Below are 20,946 nucleotides of genomic sequence, written 5' to 3'. Positions count from 1 at the left end.
AAAAGAATAAGAAATATTTAAAATAGTGTTTACTATCAATAGGGTATAAGAAATCCGAATAGCTATGGATACCAAAGCTTTAATAAAGAAGGTTAGAAAAATTGAAATTAAAACACGCCGCTTAAGCGACCATATTTTTGGTGGTGAGTATCATTCTACTTTTAAAGGAAGAGGCATGACGTTTAGCGAAGTAAGACAATATCAATTTGGAGATGATGTACGTACTATTGATTGGAATGTTACAGCGCGGTATAATGAGCCTTATATAAAAGTTTTTGAGGAAGAACGAGAGTTAACCATGATGCTTATGGTGGATATATCTGGTTCGCAAAACTTTGGAACCTCACAAAATTTTAAAAAGGAAATTTGTGTAGAGATAGCAGCTACATTAGCTTTTTCTGCTACTCAGAATAATGATAAAATTGGATTGATACTATTTACCGATGAGGTAGAGCTTTTTATACCGCCTAAGAAAGGAAGATTTCACGTATTGCGTATAATTAGAGAACTTATCGAATTTGAACCCAAAAGTAATAAGACAAACATAACTGAAGCACTAAAATTTCTTTCGAGTGTGATGAAAAAGAAAGCTATTGTGTTTGTGCTTTCTGATTTTATGGCAGATGACTATCAACATACATTAAAAATCGCAGGTAATAAACATGATGTTACTGGGATTCGTATTTATGATGCCAAAGAAGAACAGTTGCCAAATTTGGGAATGGTTCAAATGGAAGATGAAGAAACCAATGAGCTAATACTGGTTAATACAAGTTCAAAACGAACAAGAAGCCAATATGCCAAGCAATACAATCAAAGAGTACATTATTTTACAGAAAGCTTTGCTAGAAGTGGAGCGGGAGTAATTAGTACAAGAGTGGATGAAAGCTATGTAAAAAAATTACTAGGCTATTTTAAAACCAGGGGATAGGTAAACGTATAAAACGAATGACAGAGAACCGCATACCATATGATTTTATGAACTATAATCGTTTTTCTCAAACCGAACCACGAAGGATATTGACCATAGTATCCTTTTTTCTTTTGACAATCAGTAGTGCGATCGGACAAGTAAAATCAACTATCGATAGCGCTTCGATAAAAATAGGAGAAGAAATTAAATATACTTTGGCAGTACAGGCCGATTCAACACAAACGGTCGTGTTTCCAGAAGGTAAAAGTTTCGCACCACTTGAGGTTATAGAATCTTTTGCTGCAGATACTACAATAAAAAATAACCAGTATAATATCATTAAACAATATGGTTTAACAAAGTTTGATACGGGAGTATTTGTAATTCCTAGTCAACGTGTTTTAATTGGTGAACGAGAGTTTATAACAGACTCTATTCAAGTCGAAGTGCGCGATGTGGTTGTTGATACAACAAAGCAAAAAATGTTTGCAATTAAACCTTTGGTCGAAGTGGATCCCCCATCAATTAGATGGCAAGACTACTTTTGGCATACAATTGTTACTATTTTATGCATCGCGCTACTAATATTTTTGATAGTATATAGGAAAAAGAAAAGAGCCGAAAAAGAAAAAGAACTACCTCCTTATGAACGAGCAATTGAAGCACTTCGTAAGATTGATAATTCAGATTTATTAGAAAAAGAATCACATAAAGAGTACTACTCTATACTTAGTGATACCGCACGTAAATATATCGACGAAGAGATCTATGATCACGCAATGGAGAGTACGACCGATGAATTAATAACACGCTTAGATCAAGAAATAAAATCAGGTACATTGTTACTAGAATCGGACACTTTGCAAGAGTTAAAACGAGTGCTCATGACAGCCGATTTAGCCAAATTTGCAAAGTCTAGACCTGATAAGTTAACGGCCCGGGCCGATCGTACAACAATAGAGCAGGTAATTAATAAAACGAAAGAAGCCATTCCCGAACCGACAGAAGAAGAACTGCTAGCGGATGAGGAGTACAGAAGAACAAAAGCACAGAAAGAACAACGAAAAAAGATAATAGTAGCAAGTATTGCTGCCGTAGCAGTCGTTGGAATTATTTTTGGAGTGTTTGTTTGGCGTAATGGCTATCAAGAAACCATTGATACAATTTTTGGACATCCTACGAGAACATTAGCAAAACAAGAATGGATTTCTAGCGCCTATGGTACGCCTCCAGTTGCCATTGCAACACCAGAAGTATTATTGCGTAATAATTATCAATTAACCAATGAGCAAAAGCAAATTTTAAAAGGAAATGAAACTTTTGTGTACGGTGATTTGAACGGAAATATGTACATAGCTATTAGCACTGTAGTGCCAAATAGTGATACTAAAATTGATCTTGAAAAAGCGGTAGAAGGTATTGTGGGTAACTTTGAGTCACAAGGAGCAAAGAATATTACCGTTAAGACAGAATCCTATAAAACGTTGGGGGGAGCAGAAGGGATTAAAGTGTTTGGTAATCTTGAAGTTATAAATCCAACCAATCAAAAAAAATATAAAAAGGAATATTTGATGCTCAATTTTGCCGAAAATGGAGGGTTTCAACAAATCACAGTAGTCTTTGACGAAGACGATATATATGCAGACGATATAGCGCAGCGTATTATAACCTCTGTAGAACTTAAAAACGCCGAATAAGATGTTTGATAACTATACTTTTGAAGATCCGTATTTCTTTTGGTTGTTTGCTTTGTTTCCATTTTTGATAGGTTGGTATGTTTGGAAGTTTAACAAACAACAAGCAACGCTCAAAATTTCAAGTGTACAAGGTTTTAAATATAAAAAAAGCTTTTTGGTACGGCTCAAACCAATTCTTTTTTTATTTCGTTTGCTATGCTTGAGTTTTCTCATTACAGCGCTAGCACGTCCTCGTACAGTAGATGTTTCGAGCAGAACAAAAACTACAAAAGGGATTGATATAGTAATGGCAATTGATGTTTCGGCAAGTATGTTAGCCAAGGACTTACAACCAAATCGCCTCGAGGCATTGAAAGATGTTGCAGCACAATTTGTAAAAGAACGTCCAAATGATAGAATAGGACTCGTGGTTTATGCTGGTGAGAGTTTTACCAAAACTCCGCTTACCAGTGATAAATCTATCGTTTTAAGTGCGATGAACCAAATTGAGTACAATACCGTTTTAGAAAATGGAACCGCTATCGGTATGGGATTGGCAACAGCAGTTAATCGTTTAAAAGATAGTAAAGCAAAAAGTAAAGTCATTATACTATTAACAGATGGCTCAAACAATGCAGGTTTTATTGATCCTAAAATAGCTTCAGAGCTGGCGGTTGAATACAGCATTAAAACATATACCATTGGATTAGGTACTAACGGTATGGCACTAGCGCCTGTGGCCATTTTGCCTAATGGTGCTTTTCGTTATGAACGTGTTAAAGTAGAGATCGATGAACCCTTACTCAAAGAAATTGCTAAAGTGACTGGCGGAAAGTATTTCCGGGCAACCGATAATAAAAAATTAGAGGCGATATATGAAGAAATCAATAAATTAGAAAAAACGGATGTTGAGGAATTTAAATTTTACAACTATCAAGAAAAATTTAGATTCTTGGTGCTAATTGGGCTCGGCTTCTTATTTGTGGAATTGTTGTTAAAACATACAGTTTTCAGAAGTTTTATTTAATACGTGTATCTCCTTTTGAGGTGAACTATGTGGATACATTAGATCTCCATAATGATCTCAAGAATGTTGCTGTAAAGGTTATTTAATTAAAAAAGGCTACTATTAAGGTTTGAACAAGGGGATTATCATATTAGGAAGTTCGAGAAGTCATGGAGACACGGCTAAGGTGATTGCTTTTTTAAAGGACCGTATAGGATTTGATGTGATTGATTTGAGTAAGAAAAAAATCAACCATTACGATTATGATTTTAAAAATGAGGAAGATGATTTCAGTGAATTATTTAAAAATATAGTTCAAAACTATCAAACTATCGTTTTTGCGACTCCAATCTATTGGTATACAATGAGTGGTATAACAAAAGTTTTTTTGGATCGAATCTCAGATTTCTTAATAAAAGAAAAAGAATATGGACGTATGCTGAGAGGTAAAAATATGGCAGTTGTTAGCTGTAGTAACCATAACGATCGTGATGAGAGTTTTGCGATGCCATTTGTACGTAGTGCAGCATATTTAGGGATGGAGTACGTAGGTGATGTACATACTTGGGTAGAAGTAAGTGGTATTCCAGATGAAGTAAAAGATAAAATTAAAAGGTTTGCTCAATTAATTAACCTGTTATAGAAGTAATAATGTCATGTATTTATTAGAAGAAAAAGTATATTTCTGGCTGTTATTGGTGATTCCATTAATACTCTTGTTGTTTATAGGAGTTTTGATATGGAAAAAATCTGTACAAAAACGTTTTGCAGATCCTAGACTCATGAAATTTCTTAGCCCGAACACTTCAGTCTTTAAGCCTTTGCTTAAAGTATTGATCATAAGTATAGCATTGGCTAGTATTGTGATAGGATTGGTAAACCCCAAGATTGGCACAAAATTAGAAACGGTAAAGCGAGAAGGTGTAGATGTAGTTTTTGCTGTCGATGTTTCTAAAAGTATGCTTGCCGAGGATATAGCACCTAATCGTTTAGAAAAATCTAAACAATTAGTTACCCAGATAATAAATAGCTTGGCAAGTGATAGAGTGGGGATCATAGCGTACGCAGGTAGTGCTTTTCCGCAATTGCCAATTACAACAGATTATGCTTCTGCCAAAATGTTCTTACAAGCAATGAGCACTGACATGCTTTCGTCACAAGGAACTGCGATTAATGAAGCAATAACCTTAGCAAAAACCTATTATAACGATGATGAGCAAACGAATCGTGTGCTCTTTTTAATCAGTGATGGCGAAGATCATGAAGGGAGTGCTTCAGAAATAGCAGAAGAGGCTTCAAAAGAAGGTATCTTGATCTATACTATCGGCGTAGGATCCATAAAAGGTGGACCAATACCCATTAAACGAAATGGAATTGTACAATCCTATAAAAAGGATCGTGCAGGAGAAACAGTAATAACAAAACTCAACGCGACAACTTTACAGGAAATTGCAAAAGAAGCAAATGGCACATACATTGATGGTAGAAGTACGAAAGATGTAGTTACCCAAGTAACAGAAATATTACAGAATATGGATAAGAAAGAGTTCGAGGCTAAACAATTTGCTGATTTTCAAGATCAGTTTCAATGGTTTTTAGGGTTTGGATTACTACTCTTAATACTAGATGTGTTCTTATTAGAACGCAAAACTTCTTGGGTTAAAAAACTAAATCTGTTCAATGAAAATTAAAAAAGCTATGAAAAAGAGTTTAGTTATTTTTTTATGCCTTTATAGTAGTATCATGTGCTTTTCGCAAGAAGCAGATTTAAAACAACTTGTATCTGAAGCACAAGAGCATTTGGCAATCGGGAATCAAAGTTTGATTAGAGATGGCAATTTCCCAAAGGCTGAGGGTGAATATCGCAAAGCGATTGCCAAAAACCCTAATGGTGTAGATGCAAAATATAATTTGGGAAATGCATATTACAATTCCGAAAAATACGATGAAGCTATAATGCGTTATAGCGAAACAGCCAAAACCTCGACAAGTAAATTAGAAAAGCACAAAGCTTTTCATAATTTGGGGAACACTTACATGGAGCAAAAGAAGTATCAAGAGGCTGTCGAGGCATATAAAAATGCGTTACGAAATAACGCAAAAGATGATGAGACGCGTTATAATTTGGCATTGGCAAAAAAGATGTTAGAAGAAGAGCAGCAACAGAATCAAGATCAAGATCAGGATAAAGATGATCAAAATCAAGATCAAAAAGACCAGGATCAAGAAAACAAAAAGGATCAAGGAGATCAAGGAGACCAAGATCAAAAGGATAAAAATAAAAAGGATCAAGGAGATCAAGGTGATGAGAAGGATCAGGAAAAGAAAGGTGATGAGGAAGATAAAAAAGGAGAGAAAGGCGATGAGGATGAGAAAAAGGATCCTAAAGATCAAGATGCAAATACAGGCGACAAAAAGGAAGAACAACAAGAGGGAGCGCCAAAACCAATGCAAGGACAATTATCACCACAGCAAGTAAAGAGTTTGCTAGAGGCAATGAATAATCAGGAAAAGAAAGTACAGGATAAAATAAATGCTAAAAAAGTTAAAGGAAACGTGAAGCAAACGGATAAAGATTGGTAGCACCTTCCTTGTCATTCTTTGACTTTACAGAAAATATAACGATAATGAAGTTGAAATTAATTTTATTGATGCTACTTACTTTTAGTGCTATCACACTGTCTACTGCACAGGTGAGGTTTGAAGCTAAAGTTAGTAAAAGCAAATTAGGTGTTAATGAACGCTTACGAGTAGATTTTGAGATGAATCAGGACGGAGATAACTTTACACCTCCAGATTTCAAAGGTTTCACTGTAGTTGGCGGTCCCAATCAATCGATTAGCAATTCATGGATTAATGGGAAACGTTCGTATGCAAAAACATTTAGTTATTTTTTGGCGCCAACTCAAAGAGGGAAATTTATAATACAACAAGCTCAAATTCAAATCGATGGTGAAATTTACAAGACGTTACCAGTTCGGGTTGAGGTGACTGCTGCTATCGATAAACCCAAAGACGGTAATAATTCTGATTATATTGCTAGTGAGAACTTACACTTGGTTGCCGAGGTTTCCAAAACAAACCCTTATCTCAATGAAGCCATAACGGTGGTCTATAAACTGTACGTAAGTCCAAGAATTAGTGTAAGTAATTGGAACGAACTAGATAGTCCAAAATATAGTGATTTTTGGAGCCAGGCTATCGATATGAAACAACTTAAGGTCGAAAATGGAACTTATGAAGGAGAGCCTTATAGATATGTGGTGTTGCGTAAAACAGTTCTTTATCCCCAAAAAACAGGAAAATTAAATATAGAACCTCTTACGCTGTCTATAGCTGTTGATGTCCCCACTAATCGAAGAGACATTTTTGGAGGTAGGTTGTATTCAACTATTAATAAAACGGTAGCTGCTGGTAACCGAACGATTAATGTAAAGCCTCTACCCGAAAATGGGAAACCAGAAGGTTTTACAGGAGCGGTTGGTCGTTTTGATTTTAAAGTAACGCCTAACAGAACAGAGTTAGATGCTTCAGAGTCACTAGAAGTGAAGGTCGAAGTAAGCGGTGAGGGAAATCTTAAACTTTTTGATCTTCCTAATCTAAATGTGCCAAGCGGTTTAGAAAAATATGAGCCAGAACATAGCGAGCGTGTTAGAACAAATTTAGGAGGTATGGAAGGTATGGTTTCAGACACTTATACACTGGTTCCTCAATTTAAAGGTAAATATCCCATTCCTGCTCTACGCTTTTCTTATTTTGATGTAAGTACAAATACATACAAGTCAATTACCTCAAAAGAAATTGTTCTACAAGTAGAAAAGGGGCCCGATGGACAACGTGTAGTAGCTTCTTCTGATAATGAAACGCAAAAACAAGTGGTGACACAAACCAGCAAACAATTTAAATTCATAAAATTAAAAACGAGGTTAAAAGAAAGTAACTCAGAAGGTTTTTTTGGTTCAACAATTTATTGGACTGCATTAATTTCACCTTTATTAGCAATTCCTTTATTTTTATTCTTTGGAAAAAAGCAAGAAGCTAGAAAGAACGATGTGGTAGGCAGTAGAGTTCGAAGAGCTGATAAATTAGCACGAAAATATCTATCAGAAGCCAAAAAAAATCTTGGAAGTCCTCAATCCTTCTACATAGCGATGGAGTTGGCATTACATAATTATTTAAAAGCTAAACTTCAAATTCAAACAAGTGATATGAGCAAGGATCGTATACAACGCTTACTCAAAGATCGTAAAGTTGATGATGCGTTGGTCATAGAGTTTGTAGCTTTACTGGAAAGTTGTGAATTTGCTAGATATACGCCATCCTCATCAACAGCAATGCAGCAAGATTATGATAAAGCTTCAAGAGTAATTGCAGAAATGGATAAACAACTTTAAACAAAAAACAATGAGAAGTATAGTAGTTTTAATTTTTGTTTTTATAAGTATCCATGTGTTTTCTCAACAAACCGAAAAGTTTGATAGAGCTAATGCGTTATACACGGCAAAAAATTATGAAGAGGCAATTCAAAATTATCTTAGTATTATAAACGACGGGTATGAGTCACAAGAACTTTACTTTAACTTAGCGAATGCCTATTACAAGCAGAATACTATAGGACCAAGTATATATTACTATGAAAAAGCCTTACAACTAGACGCTAATAATCAGGATGTAAAAAATAATTTAACTTTTGCCAAAAATGCAACAGTTGATGTTATAGACGAAATTCCGCAAGGTTTCTTATCAAAAGTTTTTGAGAACGTAGTTTCTCTATTTTCAATTAAAACTTGGGCTTGGCTATCGATCGGTCTTGTTGTAACCTTTGTTATTCTTTTTTTAGGTTACCAACGTGCCTTGGATACGAGAAAAAAAAGATGGTTATTTGTAGGTTCGTGGTTATCGTTAATCATAGGTTTAATTGTGGTATTGCTAGCATACCAAAAGCAACAAATCCAGTTAAATACAACATACGGAATTATTTTTGCCAAAGAAAGTGCCGTTCTAAGCGAGCCGAACTTGGGGAGTGAAGAACTCTTTGAATTGCATGAAGGTACCAAGGTTAAAATAATCGGAACTATTAATAGCTGGAAAAATATTAAACTTTCAGACGGTAAAACAGGATGGATTTTCTCAAAAAATTTAAGAGAATTGTAATTCAATGCATTTAATTTAAATACCTTTGTTTAAACAGTTTTACAATTCATTTAACAAAACTTGAAGACATTACTCTTATTTTTGTTTTCTAATATTTTTCAATTGATTACTAAACTTCATACCACACGATTCATCATTATAGTAGGGTTTTTAATAAGTCTTAGTAATCACTCCTTGCGATTACTTAATTTTTATCAAGACGAATCTTCTTCGATTCTTTTAGCGCTAGAGGATACCGAGGAAAAATCGGATACTGAGGAGAAAGAAAATTCTGAAGAAAAGGATGATATCAAAGAAAAGGAAATGATTTTTCATAACTCTGAAGAAAAATCTTTAGAAATGTGGAAACTTTATAGTAAACGGTTTCCAGAAATATATCTTAGTAACTTCCCTATTTATCCAGAATATACAACACCTCCACCAGAAAACTCATACTTCTTTCCGCAATTTTTTATTTAATCACTTTAACAAGATAATGAGAAGCTTTCTCTGCTTGTTAAAACTAAAAAATATACCTTAAGGGTATAAATGTAATTATAAAGTTATGAGTATTTTTAAAAATATTAAAAATGATCTCCCAGCAAGTATTGTTGTTTTTTTTGTAGCATTACCATTGTGTCTAGGGATCGCATTAGCAAGTGGCGCACCACTTTTTTCGGGGCTTATTGCAGGTATTGTTGGCGGTATCGTAGTAGGAGCTTTAAGTGGTTCACAAATAGGAGTTAGTGGTCCTGCAGCCGGTTTGGCAGCCATTGTTTTAACAGCTATTGGTGCTTTAGGAGGTTATGAGAATTTTCTTGTTGCCGTGGTTTTAGGAGGTGTTATACAGTTAGTTTTTGGTCTTTTAAAAGCTGGGATTATCGGTTATTATTTTCCGTCGTCGGTTATTAAAGGAATGCTAACAGGTATAGGGATCATCATTATATTAAAACAAATTCCTCACTTTTTTGGCTACGATGCAGATCCAGAGGGTGATTTTGCATTTTTTCAAGTTGATGGAGAAAATACGTTTTCAGAAATATTGAATGCAATTAATCATATCAGCCTTGGAGCTACTATAATAGCCATAATAGGATTGATTATTTTATTACTTTGGGATAAAGTCTTAAGTAAGAAAGGCAAAATTTTTCAAATTATCCAAGGACCTTTAGTTGCAGTAGTGGTAGGTATACTTTTCTATGTATTGACAGGCTCATCTGAGACTCTTTCAATTGCCAAAAGTCATTTGGTAAGTGTTCCAATTCCGGATAATTTTAATTCATTCTTGGATCAGTTTAGTTTTCCCAATTTTAGTGTGATTACGATGCCAGATATTTGGATAACTGCTTTTACAATCGCACTTGTAGCTAGTTTAGAAACCTTATTGTGTGTTGAGGCGACTGATAAGATTGATCCAGATAAGAGGGTTACACCGACTAATAGGGAATTGTTGGCGCAAGGAACCGGAAATATTATTTCGGGTATGATAGGGGGTCTACCAGTTACTCAGGTTATTGTTCGTAGTTCTGCAAATATTCAATCGGGTGGTAAAACGAAAATGTCTGCAATAATTCATGGTTTTTTATTATTAATCTCTGTTATCCTTATTCCAAGGTTGCTCAATATGATTCCTCTTTCTGTATTAGCTTCTATTCTACTAATAGTTGGCTATAAGTTAGCAAAGCCTCAATTGTTTAAATCTATGTATCTATTAGGATGGAAACAATTTATACCATTTGTAGTAACCGTATTGGGTATTGTGTTCATTGATTTGCTATGGGGTATTGGACTTGGTTTATTAGTGGGGATTGTTGTGATTTTAATTAAAAGTTATCAAAATTCACACTTTTTACATATTGAAAATAATAGTGACGGACAGCATAGAATTAAAATGACATTAGCCGAAGAAGTTACCTTTTTTAATAAAGGAGCAATTCTTAAAGAATTGGATCGACTACCAGCGAATACTCATCTTACCTTGGATGTAAGAAAAACAAGGTATTTGGATAACGATATCATAGAAATATTGGATGATTTTTCTGAGAAAGCAAAAAATAAAAATATTGATATCCAGCTTATTTCAGAACGAGGAATAGCAGAGAACCCTCAAAGTTATATTGAGTTTTTCAAATTGAGGACAAAATAATTTAATTAAAGAAACATATAGTATATGAAAGCACATACAAAAGAAACGCAAGCAACAATGACACCGCAAAAGGCATTAGACTTCTTAAAGGAAGGAAATGTACGGTTTCAACAAAACTTAAAAGCTAATAGAAACTTATTGGAGCAGGTTAATGATACAAAAGAAGGTCAATTTCCTTTTGCAACTATCTTGAGTTGTATAGATTCCCGCGTTTCTGCAGAATTAGTATTTGATCAGGGATTGGGAGATATTTTTAGTGTACGTATTGCAGGTAATTTTGTAAACGAAGATATCTTGGGTAGTATGGAGTTTGGTAGTAAACTTGCAGGAACTAAACTTATAGTAGTACTTGGACATACAAGCTGTGGGGCTATCAAAGGTGCCTGTGATCATGTAAAGATGGGTAATTTAACCAAGTTAATAGATAAAATCACACCTGCTGTAGATGCCGTTAAAGAACCTCAGGATGATGCCAAACGTAACTCAGCAAATACAGAATTTGTAGATGCCGTAGCCATACAGAATGTCAAAATGACGATAGACAATATTCGTAGACAAAGCGATATTTTAAAAGAGATGGAAGATAATAATGAAATTTTAATCGTAGGTGGTATGTATGATATCAAGAATGGTAAGGTAACTTTTATATAACTACCAGATACTATTAAATGTTTGCTAAAAAAAGGCTAAGTCAGAGAGACTTAGTCTTTTTTTTGATACGTATACTAATAGTTTTAGTATCATTGTCTTTAAATAAAAAAACCGAATGATGAAAATTTTTTTTAGCAATTTAAAAGGCGATACTTTTGGTGGGTTAACAGCAGGAATCGTAGCATTACCATTAGCACTAGCTTTTGGTGTTTCCTCTGGATTAGGTCCTAGTGCTGGATTGTATGGAGCTATTTTCATTAGTTTTTTTGCCGCATTGTTTGGAGGTACCAATACTCAGATTTCTGGACCAACAGCTCCAATGACTGCGGTTAGTATGGTTGTTATCGCAGGTTTAATAGCAGCTTATGATGGAGATGTTGCCAAAGCGTTACCTGCAATATTGACAGTGTTTGTATTAGCAGGTCTTATGCAAATAGGGTTGGGTGCTTTAGGGATAGGAAAATATATCAAATATATGCCATACCCTGTAATTTCGGGCTTCATGACCGCCATAGGTATTATGATATTAGTTACTCAATTACTACCAGCTTTGGGATATTATCCTCAAGAGGATAGGGAATATGTTTCTACTTTTAAACCCGCTGCCGAAGAAATTATTTTAGAAAAAATCCTGAGAGAAGAAGCTGGAGAAGGTATTTTGGTACTTCAAGATTTTGAGGAAACAATAAGAAGAGCACAGTATATAACTAGCGAAAAAATCGAATCTGAAGCTGTACTTATGGCTGGCAAAGATAGCGGTGGTGTTTGGGGAGCTATTATTAGTTTACCTAGAGCAATCGCTAATATCAAAATGCTAGAATTAATATTATGCCTTTGTACCATTATAATTATTTATGGTTTTAAGCGCATAACCACGGTCATACCAAGTACCTTGGTTGCTTTATTAATCGTCTCTGGAGCGGCATATGCTTTAAATCTCAATTATCGTCCGATTGAGCAAATCCCTAGCGGATTTCCCATACCTAATTTTTCCATATTTACAGAGTTTAGATTCGGCGCGATAAGTCCATATATTTTTTCGGCATTGTCCTTGGCATTTTTAGGAGCTATTGATAGTTTACTCACCTCTGTAGTAGCTGATAATATGACAAAAACACGGCATAATCCAAATAAAGAACTAATTGGACAGGGTATTGGGAATAGTATAGCAGCCATTTTTGGTGGTATTCCAGGGGCTGGAGCTACCATTCGTACAGTTGTAAATATAAATGCCGGTGGAAAAACTAAATTGTCAGGGATGATAGCGGGACTTTTACTATTACTAGTGCTTTTAGGCTTGGGACCTATCGCCTCACAAATACCGGCAGCTGTATTAGCGGGGATATTGGTGACAGTAGGTATTGGTGTCATGGACTATAAGGGACTTAAAGCAATACCTAGCATGCCAAAAGTAGAGGTGATAATTATGATTTTGGTAATGCTTCTCTCTGTATTTTGGGACTTAGTGTATGCCGTAGGTATTGGATTGGTGCTTGCTTCTCTTCTTTTTATGAAAAAAATGGGTGATGTCACGGCCAAAGAATCTACTGTTAATTCACTTAAAGTTTTAGAAAATGATTCATCATTAAAACGATGGGTAGATGAAAATAATTTTCCGGAAAATCTAAAAGAAGAGGTTTTTGTAAAACATCTTAATGGCCCTGTTTTTTTTGGAGCAACTAGTGAGTTACAACAATTAGCCAAACAAATCCCAGAAACAGCTACTCATGTAATACTTAGAATGGATAAGGTGCCTTATATAGACCAATCCGGTGTATATACGCTCGAAGAAATTATACTAAGTCTAGAACAGCGTACTATTAGAACCTTTATCACAGGTCTACAAAATCAACCTGGATACCTTATGAAACGAATAGACATTATTCCAGATTTAATTCCGGAAGAACATTTATTTAAAAATTTTGATGATTGTGTTGCCTATATAAAAGATAAAGTAGCGGATATATATATTAATTAGGCACTATGTAAATTTTCTTTTGGAGTTTCTTTTGTGACAGAAGCCTTTTTCATAATTTCTGGTAAGATTGCTGGAGCAATCGCTTGTACAGGTTTATATAATATAGAGTTATCTAACGTGTCTTGATCAATAAAATTAAACGTATTATTACCTGCATCAATTAGCATAATAATCACACTAGCTATAAATGCCATTTTTAAAATTCCAAAAGCACCACCCAATAATTTGTTAATGATACCCAAGGCTATTGCATTTGCAATTTTGGTAAGTACTTTACCCAATAGAGCAACGCTAAGAACAACCAATAAAAATGTAATGGCAAATGATAATAACTGTGTAACACCAGTATCCCATGAAACGTAGTGTTCGAGGTAGCTTCCTACAAAATGAGAGAAATGTATAGCTATATATATACCAGCTATCAATGCTATTAATGAAGTTAAAGAAACAATTAATCCTTTACTAAAGCCTCGAATTAACCCCCAGGTTAATAAAATTCCAAGAATAATGTCAATATATCCCATTGTAAACCTTTAAAGGAACGAATATACATTTTTAAAATTATTTTAAATAGTATATATTTGATATATACTATATACTTTATATATGAGAAAAATTATTGACGTAGAGGATGATTTAATACCAAAACTCAAATTAATTGCTGCTATTGAGGACTCAAGTGTAAAAAAAGTTATAGAGGAGGCAGTGGCTTTTTACATAGATTTTAAAAGAGACAACCAGTTAAAACAGTTATCTGTAGAACAAAAAAATGATCTGGCTTTTATGTTTTTACTCAAAGATATCAAGAGCGATGAAACTGTTACCAAAGAAGAACTATTTAACTCTTAACCTTATGAAAATAGTAATTTTAAAAACCTTTGCTTCAGATTACCAAAAAATCAATGATACTTCTCTAGAAGTAAAATTGAAAAGCGTTTTACGGTCACTCGAAACCTTAGATGACACTTCTAGTTTGACTCCAATTCAGCGTATACAAGATAAAGAAAGGTTTTTTAAAATAGGGATAGGATTCTATTATATTTTAATTAAATGTACTTCGGCAAAAACCTTAGCACTGGTTAGGATGGTTCATCGAGATCAGGTAAAGCAATCTCTATACAAATCGATCTAGAAATGTAATTTTCTGTTGTATTTTTGCGCAAAAACGATATGTCAAGAGATATTAAATTAAAAGAACGATGGGAGCTTCTGGTTACCAAGCTTTCTGGGCAATTTGCAGATGGTGATAGTTTAGATTTGGATGCAATTATTTATTTAATTGGCGTTCAAGAACTAGGTCAGATTCATAAGAAATATAAAAAAGACGAGAAGTTGGATCTTATGCATATTGCAATATGCAGACTTCTGGAACCTTATGGATACTACGAATTTGATTTTTTTGATGATCAAGGTTGGCCTCATTATATTGTAAAAGAAGCTTTGCCACATCTTAAATCTGGCGAGCAATCGGTTTTAATGAAAGAGGCGATAGTAAATTATTTTATTGCAAGTAACTACATTGAATAACTCCTAGTAGATATGCAAGTTACTAAAAAGAAGGGTTGATATATAGCATGCAAATACCCAGAAATTCCATAAATTTGCGGTCCTATTAAGAAAATTTCATGATTGATAAAATAAAAGAATATATCACCGAGGTAGCATCTTTCTCTGCAGAGTCAAAAGAAGAAATTGAAGCATTCAGAATAAAATTTGCAGGTAAAAAAGGTATTATAAATGATTTTTTTGCCGAATTTAAAAATGTCGCTAAGGACCAGAAAAAAGATTTTGGTCAGGCAATCAATGCTTTAAAACTAGCTACTGAAGCCAAAGTGAATGCTTTAAGAGACACTATTGAGGTTAAAGAAGATACGGGAGTGTATGGAGATTTAACAAGACCTCATGCACCTATTGCTCTAGGAGCTAGACATCCAATCTCACTGGTCAAAAATAGAATTATTGAGATTTTTTCTCGTATTGGTTTCAATGTAAGTGAAGGTCCCGAAATTGAGGATGATTGGCACAATTTTTCGGCATTGAACTTGCCAGAATACCATCCTGCAAGGGATATGCAGGATACATTCTTTATTCAGACAGATCCCGATATCCTTTTACGTACTCATACATCATCTGTGCAAGTACGATATATGGAAGAAAATGAACCGCCTATACGCACTATATCTCCTGGCAGAGTGTATCGTAACGAAGCTATTTCTGCTAGATCTCATTGCTTTTTTCATCAAGTAGAAGGTTTATATATCGATAAGGATGTTTCTTTTGCAGATTTAAAACAAACTTTACAATATTTTACAACAGAGATGTTTGGCAAGTCCAAAATTCGATTACGGCCTTCCTATTTTCCATTTACAGAACCAAGTGCAGAGGTTGATGTATATTGGGGATTAGAGACCGAAACGGATTATAAAATGACCAAAGGTACTGGTTGGTTAGAGATCATGGGTTGCGGTATGGTTGATCCAAATGTTTTAAAAAATTGTAACATTGATCCCGAACAGTATAGTGGATTTGCATTTGGTATGGGTATTGATCGTATCGCACTTTTGCTGTATGGTATATCTGATATACGTATGCTAAGTGAGAATGATACTAGATTTCTAGAGCAATTTAAAGCGACACTTTAAGTGAGAAAAGATATAGACATACCAAAGGTTAAAGATATTTATATCGCCATTATTAAAGAATGGGACGAGGAGCTTTTGGCTCAAAATTGGATAGCATATATTATAAATGACGGTACTGTTCCTATTGAGATGGTTTTAATAGTAACCAAGGGATACGATAGTGACCGTAAAACCTCATTACTTCGCCATGGTATTGGCTCGGTTGAAGCAAAATCTAGCGCAAAGATCGAGATGATTCAAGAAGAATTGCTGACTATGAATAATGAGTTTGCTGTTACATTTTTTGCTGATGGTAAGCTCTATGACAAAAAGTATATCTTCCAAAAACATACGATAAACGAAGGAGCAGTTCAAGAACTACCAGTTATGAAGCAACAGGGTGTTTTAAAAAAATAAAAACGTAATTTTCTACTACTTAAAAACGGCTGGGTTCCTTATTATAGAAACTCCGCCGTTTTTCAAAATTGTTTGTCGTAAAATTAATACCCAACTTGCCTACGCACTCTTTGCAAAACTTCATTTGCAGTAGCCGCAGCTTTTTGAGCACCTTTTTCAAGGATTTGGTCTATCTCATCCAGATGTTCCATATAATAGTTATACCGGTCTCTTTGTTCGCTATAATTGGCGATAAGTGCTTCATAAAGCGCCTGTTTAGCATGACCGTAACCATAGTTTCCTTCGGTGTAATTTTTACGCATGGTCTCAATTTCCGCTGTATTGGCAATTAATTGATATAGCGCAAAAACATTACATGTATCTGGATTCTTAGGTTCTTCTAATGGGATGCTATCGGTAGCAATACTCATCACTTGTTTGCGCAGCTTCTTATCAGGTAAAAAAAGATTTATAATATTACCTTTTGATTTACTCATTTTTGCACCATCAGTTCCAGGAATATACATTGTATTTTCTTGAACTTGTGCCTCAGGCATTACGAATAGTTCACCTATTTGGTTATGAACTCTTGATGCAACATCGCGAGTCATTTCTATATGCTGCAATTGATCCTTACCAACGGGTACAATCTCTGCATCATACAAAAGTATATCGGCAGCCATTAACATGGGATATGTAAATAACCCAGCGTTGACATCTTCAAGTCGATCAGCTTTATCCTTAAACGAATGCGCAAGTGTAAGACGTTGATACGGAAAAAAGCAACTTAGATACCAAGATAATTCTGTCACTTGTGGTATATCACTTTGACGGTAAAAAACGGTTTTATCTATGTCAAGTCCAAATGCTAACCAAGTAGCTGCTGTAGAGTAGGTGTTTTCCCGAAGTATGTTTGCGTTCTTAATTTGGGTTAAAGAATGCATATCAGCGATAAATAAATACGATTCATTTTCAGGTTTATTTGCCATTTCTATAGCGGGGATTATAGCTCCCAAAAGGTTACCTAAGTGAGGCGTGCCTGTACTCTGGACTCCTGTTAATATTCTGGACATAGTATTTTTTTAATTTTAACAAAGGTAATTTTTTTGTTCAGATAGCTCAAACCAATTATGTATTTTTGACATTATGGGTTTACCAAAAAAAATTTTAATTGTTATCTGGCGTATCTGGTTTTATGTGCTCATGGCACTACCTATTTTGATACTGTTTCCTGCATTACTTGTTTTTACTTCTAGAGAAAAATGGTACCCTCAATTTTTTGTATTGGCTAGATTTTGGGCAACAATAATTTTATATGGAAGTGGTTTTATTCCCAAGGTTAAGAATAATGAAAATATGAATCACCATCACAGTTATATGTTTATTGCAAATCATACCTCGATGGCTGATATAATGCTGATCCTTTACTGTGTAAAGAATCCTTTCGTTTTTGTAGGTAAAAAGGAACTTACAAAAATTCCGCTATTCGGTTTTTTTTATAAGCGCACTTGTATTCTTGTGGATCGAAATAGTCAAAAAAGCAAAAATGAAGTTTTTAAGGAGGCAAAAAAGCGTTTGGATTCGGGTATTAGCATTTGTATTTTTCCAGAGGGTGGCGTCCCCGATGATGAGTCTATCGTGTTAGATGAGTTCAAAGATGGAGCGTTTCGACTAGCTATTGATTACCAAATACCAATTGTTCCACTAACTTTTTTGGATAACAAAAAAAGATTTTCCTATACTTTTTTAAGTGGCAGCCCTGGTAAAATGCGCGCTATTATCCATCCTATGATTAGAACAAAAGGACTAACTCAAGAAGACAAAAAGAATCTTAAATCACAAAGTAGAGAAATTATTTTGGAAAGTCTACTTAAGAGCACTACCTCTTAAAATTTGAAATTCACACCAGTATAGATACCAAAATAGTAAGGTTTGAAATTACCATCATTTTTACTAAAGGCGTTAAGTTGATATTTAAAAATAGGTTCCATATTGATCTGAAAACTTTCTGATATAGAATAATCAATTCCAAGACCGATATTTCCGCTAAAACTTATATCATTCAGGTTATTAGCCTCACCGATAGAGCTTTCAAGACCAGATGATTGAACCGATATTTCGTTATCACTCAAAAATAGAGTACTTAATCCTCCAATCATTTGAACAGCAAGTTTATTAGAAATCAATGCATATTCAATCTCTAAAGGAACTTCGATATAATTTAAACGTTGATTTAAAAACCCAATGGTCTGTCTTTTATTTATAAAGTTGCCATTAACATCTGAAGCCACTCGATTAGGTGATTTATAATCTGTGATTTCTATTTCTTCGGCAATAGTATTATAGGTTACACTTTGCAATTCCCTACTAACTATAGAAGGACCAAAACCAACACCTTCGGTATTATAACTTAAATCAACTTTATTAATACCAGAACGTACTTTTACTTTTTTATTTAAGGCATATGCAATTTGAATACCATAGCTCATGTTAATTTGTCCGTCTTTATTATTGTCCTTAAATTGTGGATCTATAGAAGATCCATTTCCAATAGAACTATAGTAAACAGGAGCCACATTAGGGGTGATATTCCACTTTTTATTTGGTACTCTTTTTTCAGTAATAAGTGCTTCTTCTTCAGTTTTGATAGCATCAAATAATGATTTTTTATGTCTTTCTTCTTTTAACTTTTCATTAGGTGATGGTTTGATTTGTTGTGCTAATGGGGTTGATTCAACAGTACCGTCTTTGGATGTAACCTTTTTATCGCTCTCATCTGGTGAATTAGAAAAGGGATCGGTTGATGTTTTTTTAAATGCAATAGAAGTTTGATTAGATTCGTTACCAATATTAAAATCTTTATTGTGAAGCTTAGCAATTGCTTTTTTAGGTGAGTTAACAGGTAATTTGGAGTTATCTGTTTTTATAGAATTTTGAATATCCTCAGTATTTTTTCTAAGGTTACCAGCATTAACGATGTCTGAATTATGGTTATATTTTTTTTCAGTCTTTTGATCACTTGTATTAAAAATAGGTGTGTTGATCTCTCGAGTATTTTTATTTTCGTTATCCATAACGACTGCTGGAGAAGAGGTATTTTCGCTTTGAGGGGTTGTAACAAAAGTATTTATATCAGGTTTATCAGTGTTTAACCAATAAGTAGTCAATGTGCTTACCACCACTATCACACTTGCTATACCAGCTAATCGATACCAAAAAGGAATCACAATCGTTTTTTTGCGTTTATTCTCTTGAGAAGCACTGATGTGTTTCCAAACATGTTCACCAGGGCTTGCTTCAAAATTTTTGAATTTTTCCTGAAATAAACGATCTATATGTTTTTTATCTTTCATCTGCTTCCTTCAATAGGTTGAACTTGTATTTCATTTTGAAGTTCTATTTTTTCTTTCAATATATATCGTGCACGTGCCAAGTTTGATTTGGATGTGCCTTGAGAGATATTTAATAATTCTGCAATTTCTTTATGTGAGTACCCATCTAACACATATAAATTAAATACTAAACGATACCGATGTGGAAGTTGTTGTATTATTGTAAGTAAGTAATCTAAAGAAACTGATTCCTCATCGATATCTACATAGGGGTCCTCTAATTGTTCTTCATTAATTATTTCGAATACTTTTTGATTTCGATATTTCTGAAGAGCAGTATTTACTACAATTCGTTTAAGCCAACCTTCAAAAGAACCTTTATTTTTAAATTGCTCAATTTTTTTAAATATGGTAATAAAAGCATCTTGCAAGGTGTCTTCGGCATTGGCATAATTATCAGAATATTTCAAACAAACTGAAAATAGTTTACTTGAAAAAAGGCGATAGAGCTGTTCTTGAGCCTTTTCATCTCTTTTTTTGCATTTCTCTATGAGTTGCTCCAACCCCAACTATATCTATCGATTTTAATTAATTTTTACTTTTGCTTCTCTTGTGGGAACTTCAATTGTCAAAAATTTAGAAGATCCATCTGCTGCTCTACCTTGCCAAAAATTGAAGATATAACTTGATTCATTTCCTACCAAAAAATTGAAAGAGGTGTCTTCTTCCTTAGCTTCATCATAGGTTTCACACGTAGTTTCATCACTAACGACAGCTATGGCAGAAATAGTTCTTTCATTTTTGATTCCTTGATAATCAAAGCCCTCAAATCTATGACATGAAGTAGGTCTAAAGTACGAAACTTTAATAGTATATGTAGAATCTTTAACAAGTTCTTCTGGAAGCTCGGCGCTTGCTATAGGCAACCCTTCGTAAAAAAAATTGATAGAATCATCATCATTAAGACAACTGGTAAAACATAAATAAAGTATGATCAGCGCAATTTTGGATACTGTTTTCATAACTCGAAATTGGGGTATCTTGTTTGTGTTATTTAGATGTTTTTGTTTTCTTTAGGTTGCGTTTGGACACGC

23 protein-coding genes are annotated in these 20,946 nt (G+C 34.2%); 18 read left to right on the top strand and 5 right to left on the bottom strand.

Annotated features, from left to right (window positions below):
* Positions 1-64: 64 nt before the first annotated feature.
* The 12 genes from ACE939_RS12805 to ACE939_RS12750 all read left to right on the top strand — a co-directional run bounded on the left by ACE939_RS12805 (position 65) and on the right by ACE939_RS12750 (position 13,503).
* On the top strand, positions 65-931 hold the full coding sequence (locus ACE939_RS12805; protein ID WP_378185986.1) for a DUF58 domain-containing protein: 867 nt from the start codon (positions 65-67) through the stop codon (positions 929-931).
* Positions 932-948: 17 nt separating this feature from the next.
* Positions 949-2,610 (top strand): DUF4381 domain-containing protein, encoded by a 1,662-nt coding sequence (locus tag ACE939_RS12800; protein WP_378185985.1) that lies wholly within the window; start codon positions 949-951, stop codon positions 2,608-2,610.
* Position 2,611: 1 nt separating this feature from the next.
* Complete coding sequence (locus ACE939_RS12795; protein ID WP_378185984.1) at positions 2,612-3,616, top strand: VWA domain-containing protein; 1,005 nt, start codon at positions 2,612-2,614, stop codon at positions 3,614-3,616.
* A gap of 109 nt (positions 3,617-3,725) precedes the next feature.
* On the top strand, positions 3,726-4,238 hold the full coding sequence (locus ACE939_RS12790; protein ID WP_378185983.1) for a flavodoxin family protein: 513 nt from the start codon (positions 3,726-3,728) through the stop codon (positions 4,236-4,238).
* Positions 4,239-4,251: 13 nt separating this feature from the next.
* Entirely contained in the window at positions 4,252-5,286 is a 1,035-nt protein-coding gene (locus ACE939_RS12785; protein ID WP_378185982.1) for a VWA domain-containing protein, read from the top strand.
* A complete protein-coding gene (locus ACE939_RS12780) occupies positions 5,276-6,178 on the top strand; it encodes a tetratricopeptide repeat protein (RefSeq protein ID WP_378185981.1) in 903 nt (300 codons plus the stop codon). Before ACE939_RS12785 ends, ACE939_RS12780 begins: the two co-directional genes overlap by 11 nt.
* Positions 6,179-6,222: 44 nt before the next feature.
* On the top strand, positions 6,223-7,989 hold the full coding sequence (locus ACE939_RS12775) for a BatD family protein (protein ID WP_378185980.1): 1,767 nt from the start codon (positions 6,223-6,225) through the stop codon (positions 7,987-7,989).
* A gap of 10 nt (positions 7,990-7,999) precedes the next feature.
* On the top strand, positions 8,000-8,749 hold the full coding sequence (locus ACE939_RS12770; RefSeq protein WP_378185979.1) for an SH3 domain-containing protein: 750 nt from the start codon (positions 8,000-8,002) through the stop codon (positions 8,747-8,749).
* 60 nt (positions 8,750-8,809) lie between these two features.
* Positions 8,810-9,208 (top strand): hypothetical protein, encoded by a 399-nt coding sequence (locus tag ACE939_RS12765; protein WP_378185978.1) that lies wholly within the window; start codon positions 8,810-8,812, stop codon positions 9,206-9,208.
* A gap of 91 nt (positions 9,209-9,299) precedes the next feature.
* Complete coding sequence (locus ACE939_RS12760; RefSeq protein ID WP_378188446.1) at positions 9,300-10,874, top strand: SulP family inorganic anion transporter; 1,575 nt, start codon at positions 9,300-9,302, stop codon at positions 10,872-10,874.
* A 24-nt stretch (positions 10,875-10,898) separates the two neighbouring features.
* On the top strand, positions 10,899-11,525 hold the full coding sequence (locus tag ACE939_RS12755) for a carbonic anhydrase family protein (protein ID WP_378185977.1): 627 nt from the start codon (positions 10,899-10,901) through the stop codon (positions 11,523-11,525).
* 118 nt (positions 11,526-11,643) lie between these two features.
* Positions 11,644-13,503: a SulP family inorganic anion transporter gene (locus ACE939_RS12750; RefSeq protein WP_378185976.1), complete on the top strand. Its 1,860-nt coding sequence runs from the start codon at positions 11,644-11,646 to the stop codon at positions 13,501-13,503.
* On the opposite strand, the gene ACE939_RS12745 is transcribed toward ACE939_RS12750, so the two are convergent.
* Positions 13,500-14,027 carry a CvpA family protein gene (locus ACE939_RS12745; RefSeq protein ID WP_378185975.1) on the bottom strand — a complete coding sequence of 176 codons (528 nt, stop codon included), beginning with the start codon at positions 14,025-14,027 and terminating at the stop codon, positions 13,500-13,502. The genes ACE939_RS12750 and ACE939_RS12745 overlap by 4 nt on opposite strands.
* 82 nt (positions 14,028-14,109) lie before the next feature.
* On the opposite strand from ACE939_RS12745, the gene ACE939_RS12740 reads away from it, so the two are divergent.
* From ACE939_RS12740 to ACE939_RS12720, 5 genes are all read left to right on the top strand, one after another.
* Positions 14,110-14,352 (top strand): hypothetical protein, encoded by a 243-nt coding sequence (locus ACE939_RS12740; RefSeq protein ID WP_378185974.1) that lies wholly within the window; start codon positions 14,110-14,112, stop codon positions 14,350-14,352.
* A gap of 4 nt (positions 14,353-14,356) precedes the next feature.
* Positions 14,357-14,635 (top strand): hypothetical protein, encoded by a 279-nt coding sequence (locus tag ACE939_RS12735; RefSeq protein ID WP_378185973.1) that lies wholly within the window; start codon positions 14,357-14,359, stop codon positions 14,633-14,635.
* Positions 14,636-14,673: 38 nt separating this feature from the next.
* Entirely contained in the window at positions 14,674-15,030 is a 357-nt protein-coding gene (locus ACE939_RS12730) for a hypothetical protein (RefSeq protein ID WP_378185972.1), read from the top strand.
* A 98-nt stretch (positions 15,031-15,128) separates the two neighbouring features.
* On the top strand, positions 15,129-16,145 hold the full coding sequence (gene pheS / locus ACE939_RS12725; protein WP_378185971.1) for a phenylalanine--tRNA ligase subunit alpha: 1,017 nt from the start codon (positions 15,129-15,131) through the stop codon (positions 16,143-16,145).
* The gene (locus ACE939_RS12720) at positions 16,146-16,541 is read left to right on the top strand and encodes a hypothetical protein (RefSeq protein WP_378185970.1); all 396 of its coding nucleotides are present in this window, start codon (positions 16,146-16,148) and stop codon (positions 16,539-16,541) included. It begins immediately after the preceding gene.
* A gap of 83 nt (positions 16,542-16,624) precedes the next feature.
* Here the strand turns inward: ACE939_RS12720 and trpS are convergent, their stop codons facing one another.
* Complete coding sequence (gene trpS, locus ACE939_RS12715) at positions 16,625-17,593, bottom strand: tryptophan--tRNA ligase (RefSeq protein ID WP_378185968.1); 969 nt, start codon at positions 17,591-17,593, stop codon at positions 16,625-16,627.
* A gap of 73 nt (positions 17,594-17,666) precedes the next feature.
* On the opposite strand from trpS, the gene ACE939_RS12710 reads away from it, so the two are divergent.
* On the top strand, positions 17,667-18,410 hold the full coding sequence (locus ACE939_RS12710; protein ID WP_378185967.1) for a lysophospholipid acyltransferase family protein: 744 nt from the start codon (positions 17,667-17,669) through the stop codon (positions 18,408-18,410).
* Here ACE939_RS12710 and ACE939_RS12705 read toward each other — a convergent pair.
* Genes ACE939_RS12705 through ACE939_RS12695 form a run of 3 tightly spaced genes read right to left on the bottom strand, consistent with a single transcriptional unit; the run spans position 18,407 to position 20,874 of the window.
* Positions 18,407-19,873: a hypothetical protein gene (locus tag ACE939_RS12705; RefSeq protein WP_378185966.1), complete on the bottom strand. Its 1,467-nt coding sequence runs from the start codon at positions 19,871-19,873 to the stop codon at positions 18,407-18,409. The two genes, ACE939_RS12710 and ACE939_RS12705, sit on opposite strands and share 4 nt — an antisense overlap.
* Complete coding sequence (locus ACE939_RS12700) at positions 19,870-20,421, bottom strand: RNA polymerase sigma factor (RefSeq protein ID WP_378185965.1); 552 nt, start codon at positions 20,419-20,421, stop codon at positions 19,870-19,872. The genes ACE939_RS12705 and ACE939_RS12700 overlap by 4 nt, the downstream gene beginning before the upstream one ends.
* Positions 20,422-20,436: 15 nt before the next feature.
* Positions 20,437-20,874 (bottom strand): hypothetical protein, encoded by a 438-nt coding sequence (locus ACE939_RS12695; protein ID WP_378185964.1) that lies wholly within the window; start codon positions 20,872-20,874, stop codon positions 20,437-20,439.
* Positions 20,875-20,946 lie beyond the last annotated feature (72 nt).

This window comes from Aquimarina rhodophyticola (assembly GCF_042434915.1).
GTDB lineage: Bacteria > Bacteroidota > Bacteroidia > Flavobacteriales > Flavobacteriaceae > Aquimarina.
Note: the sequence above shows the minus strand (reverse complement) of the source record. Positions and strands in the feature narration are given on the sequence as shown.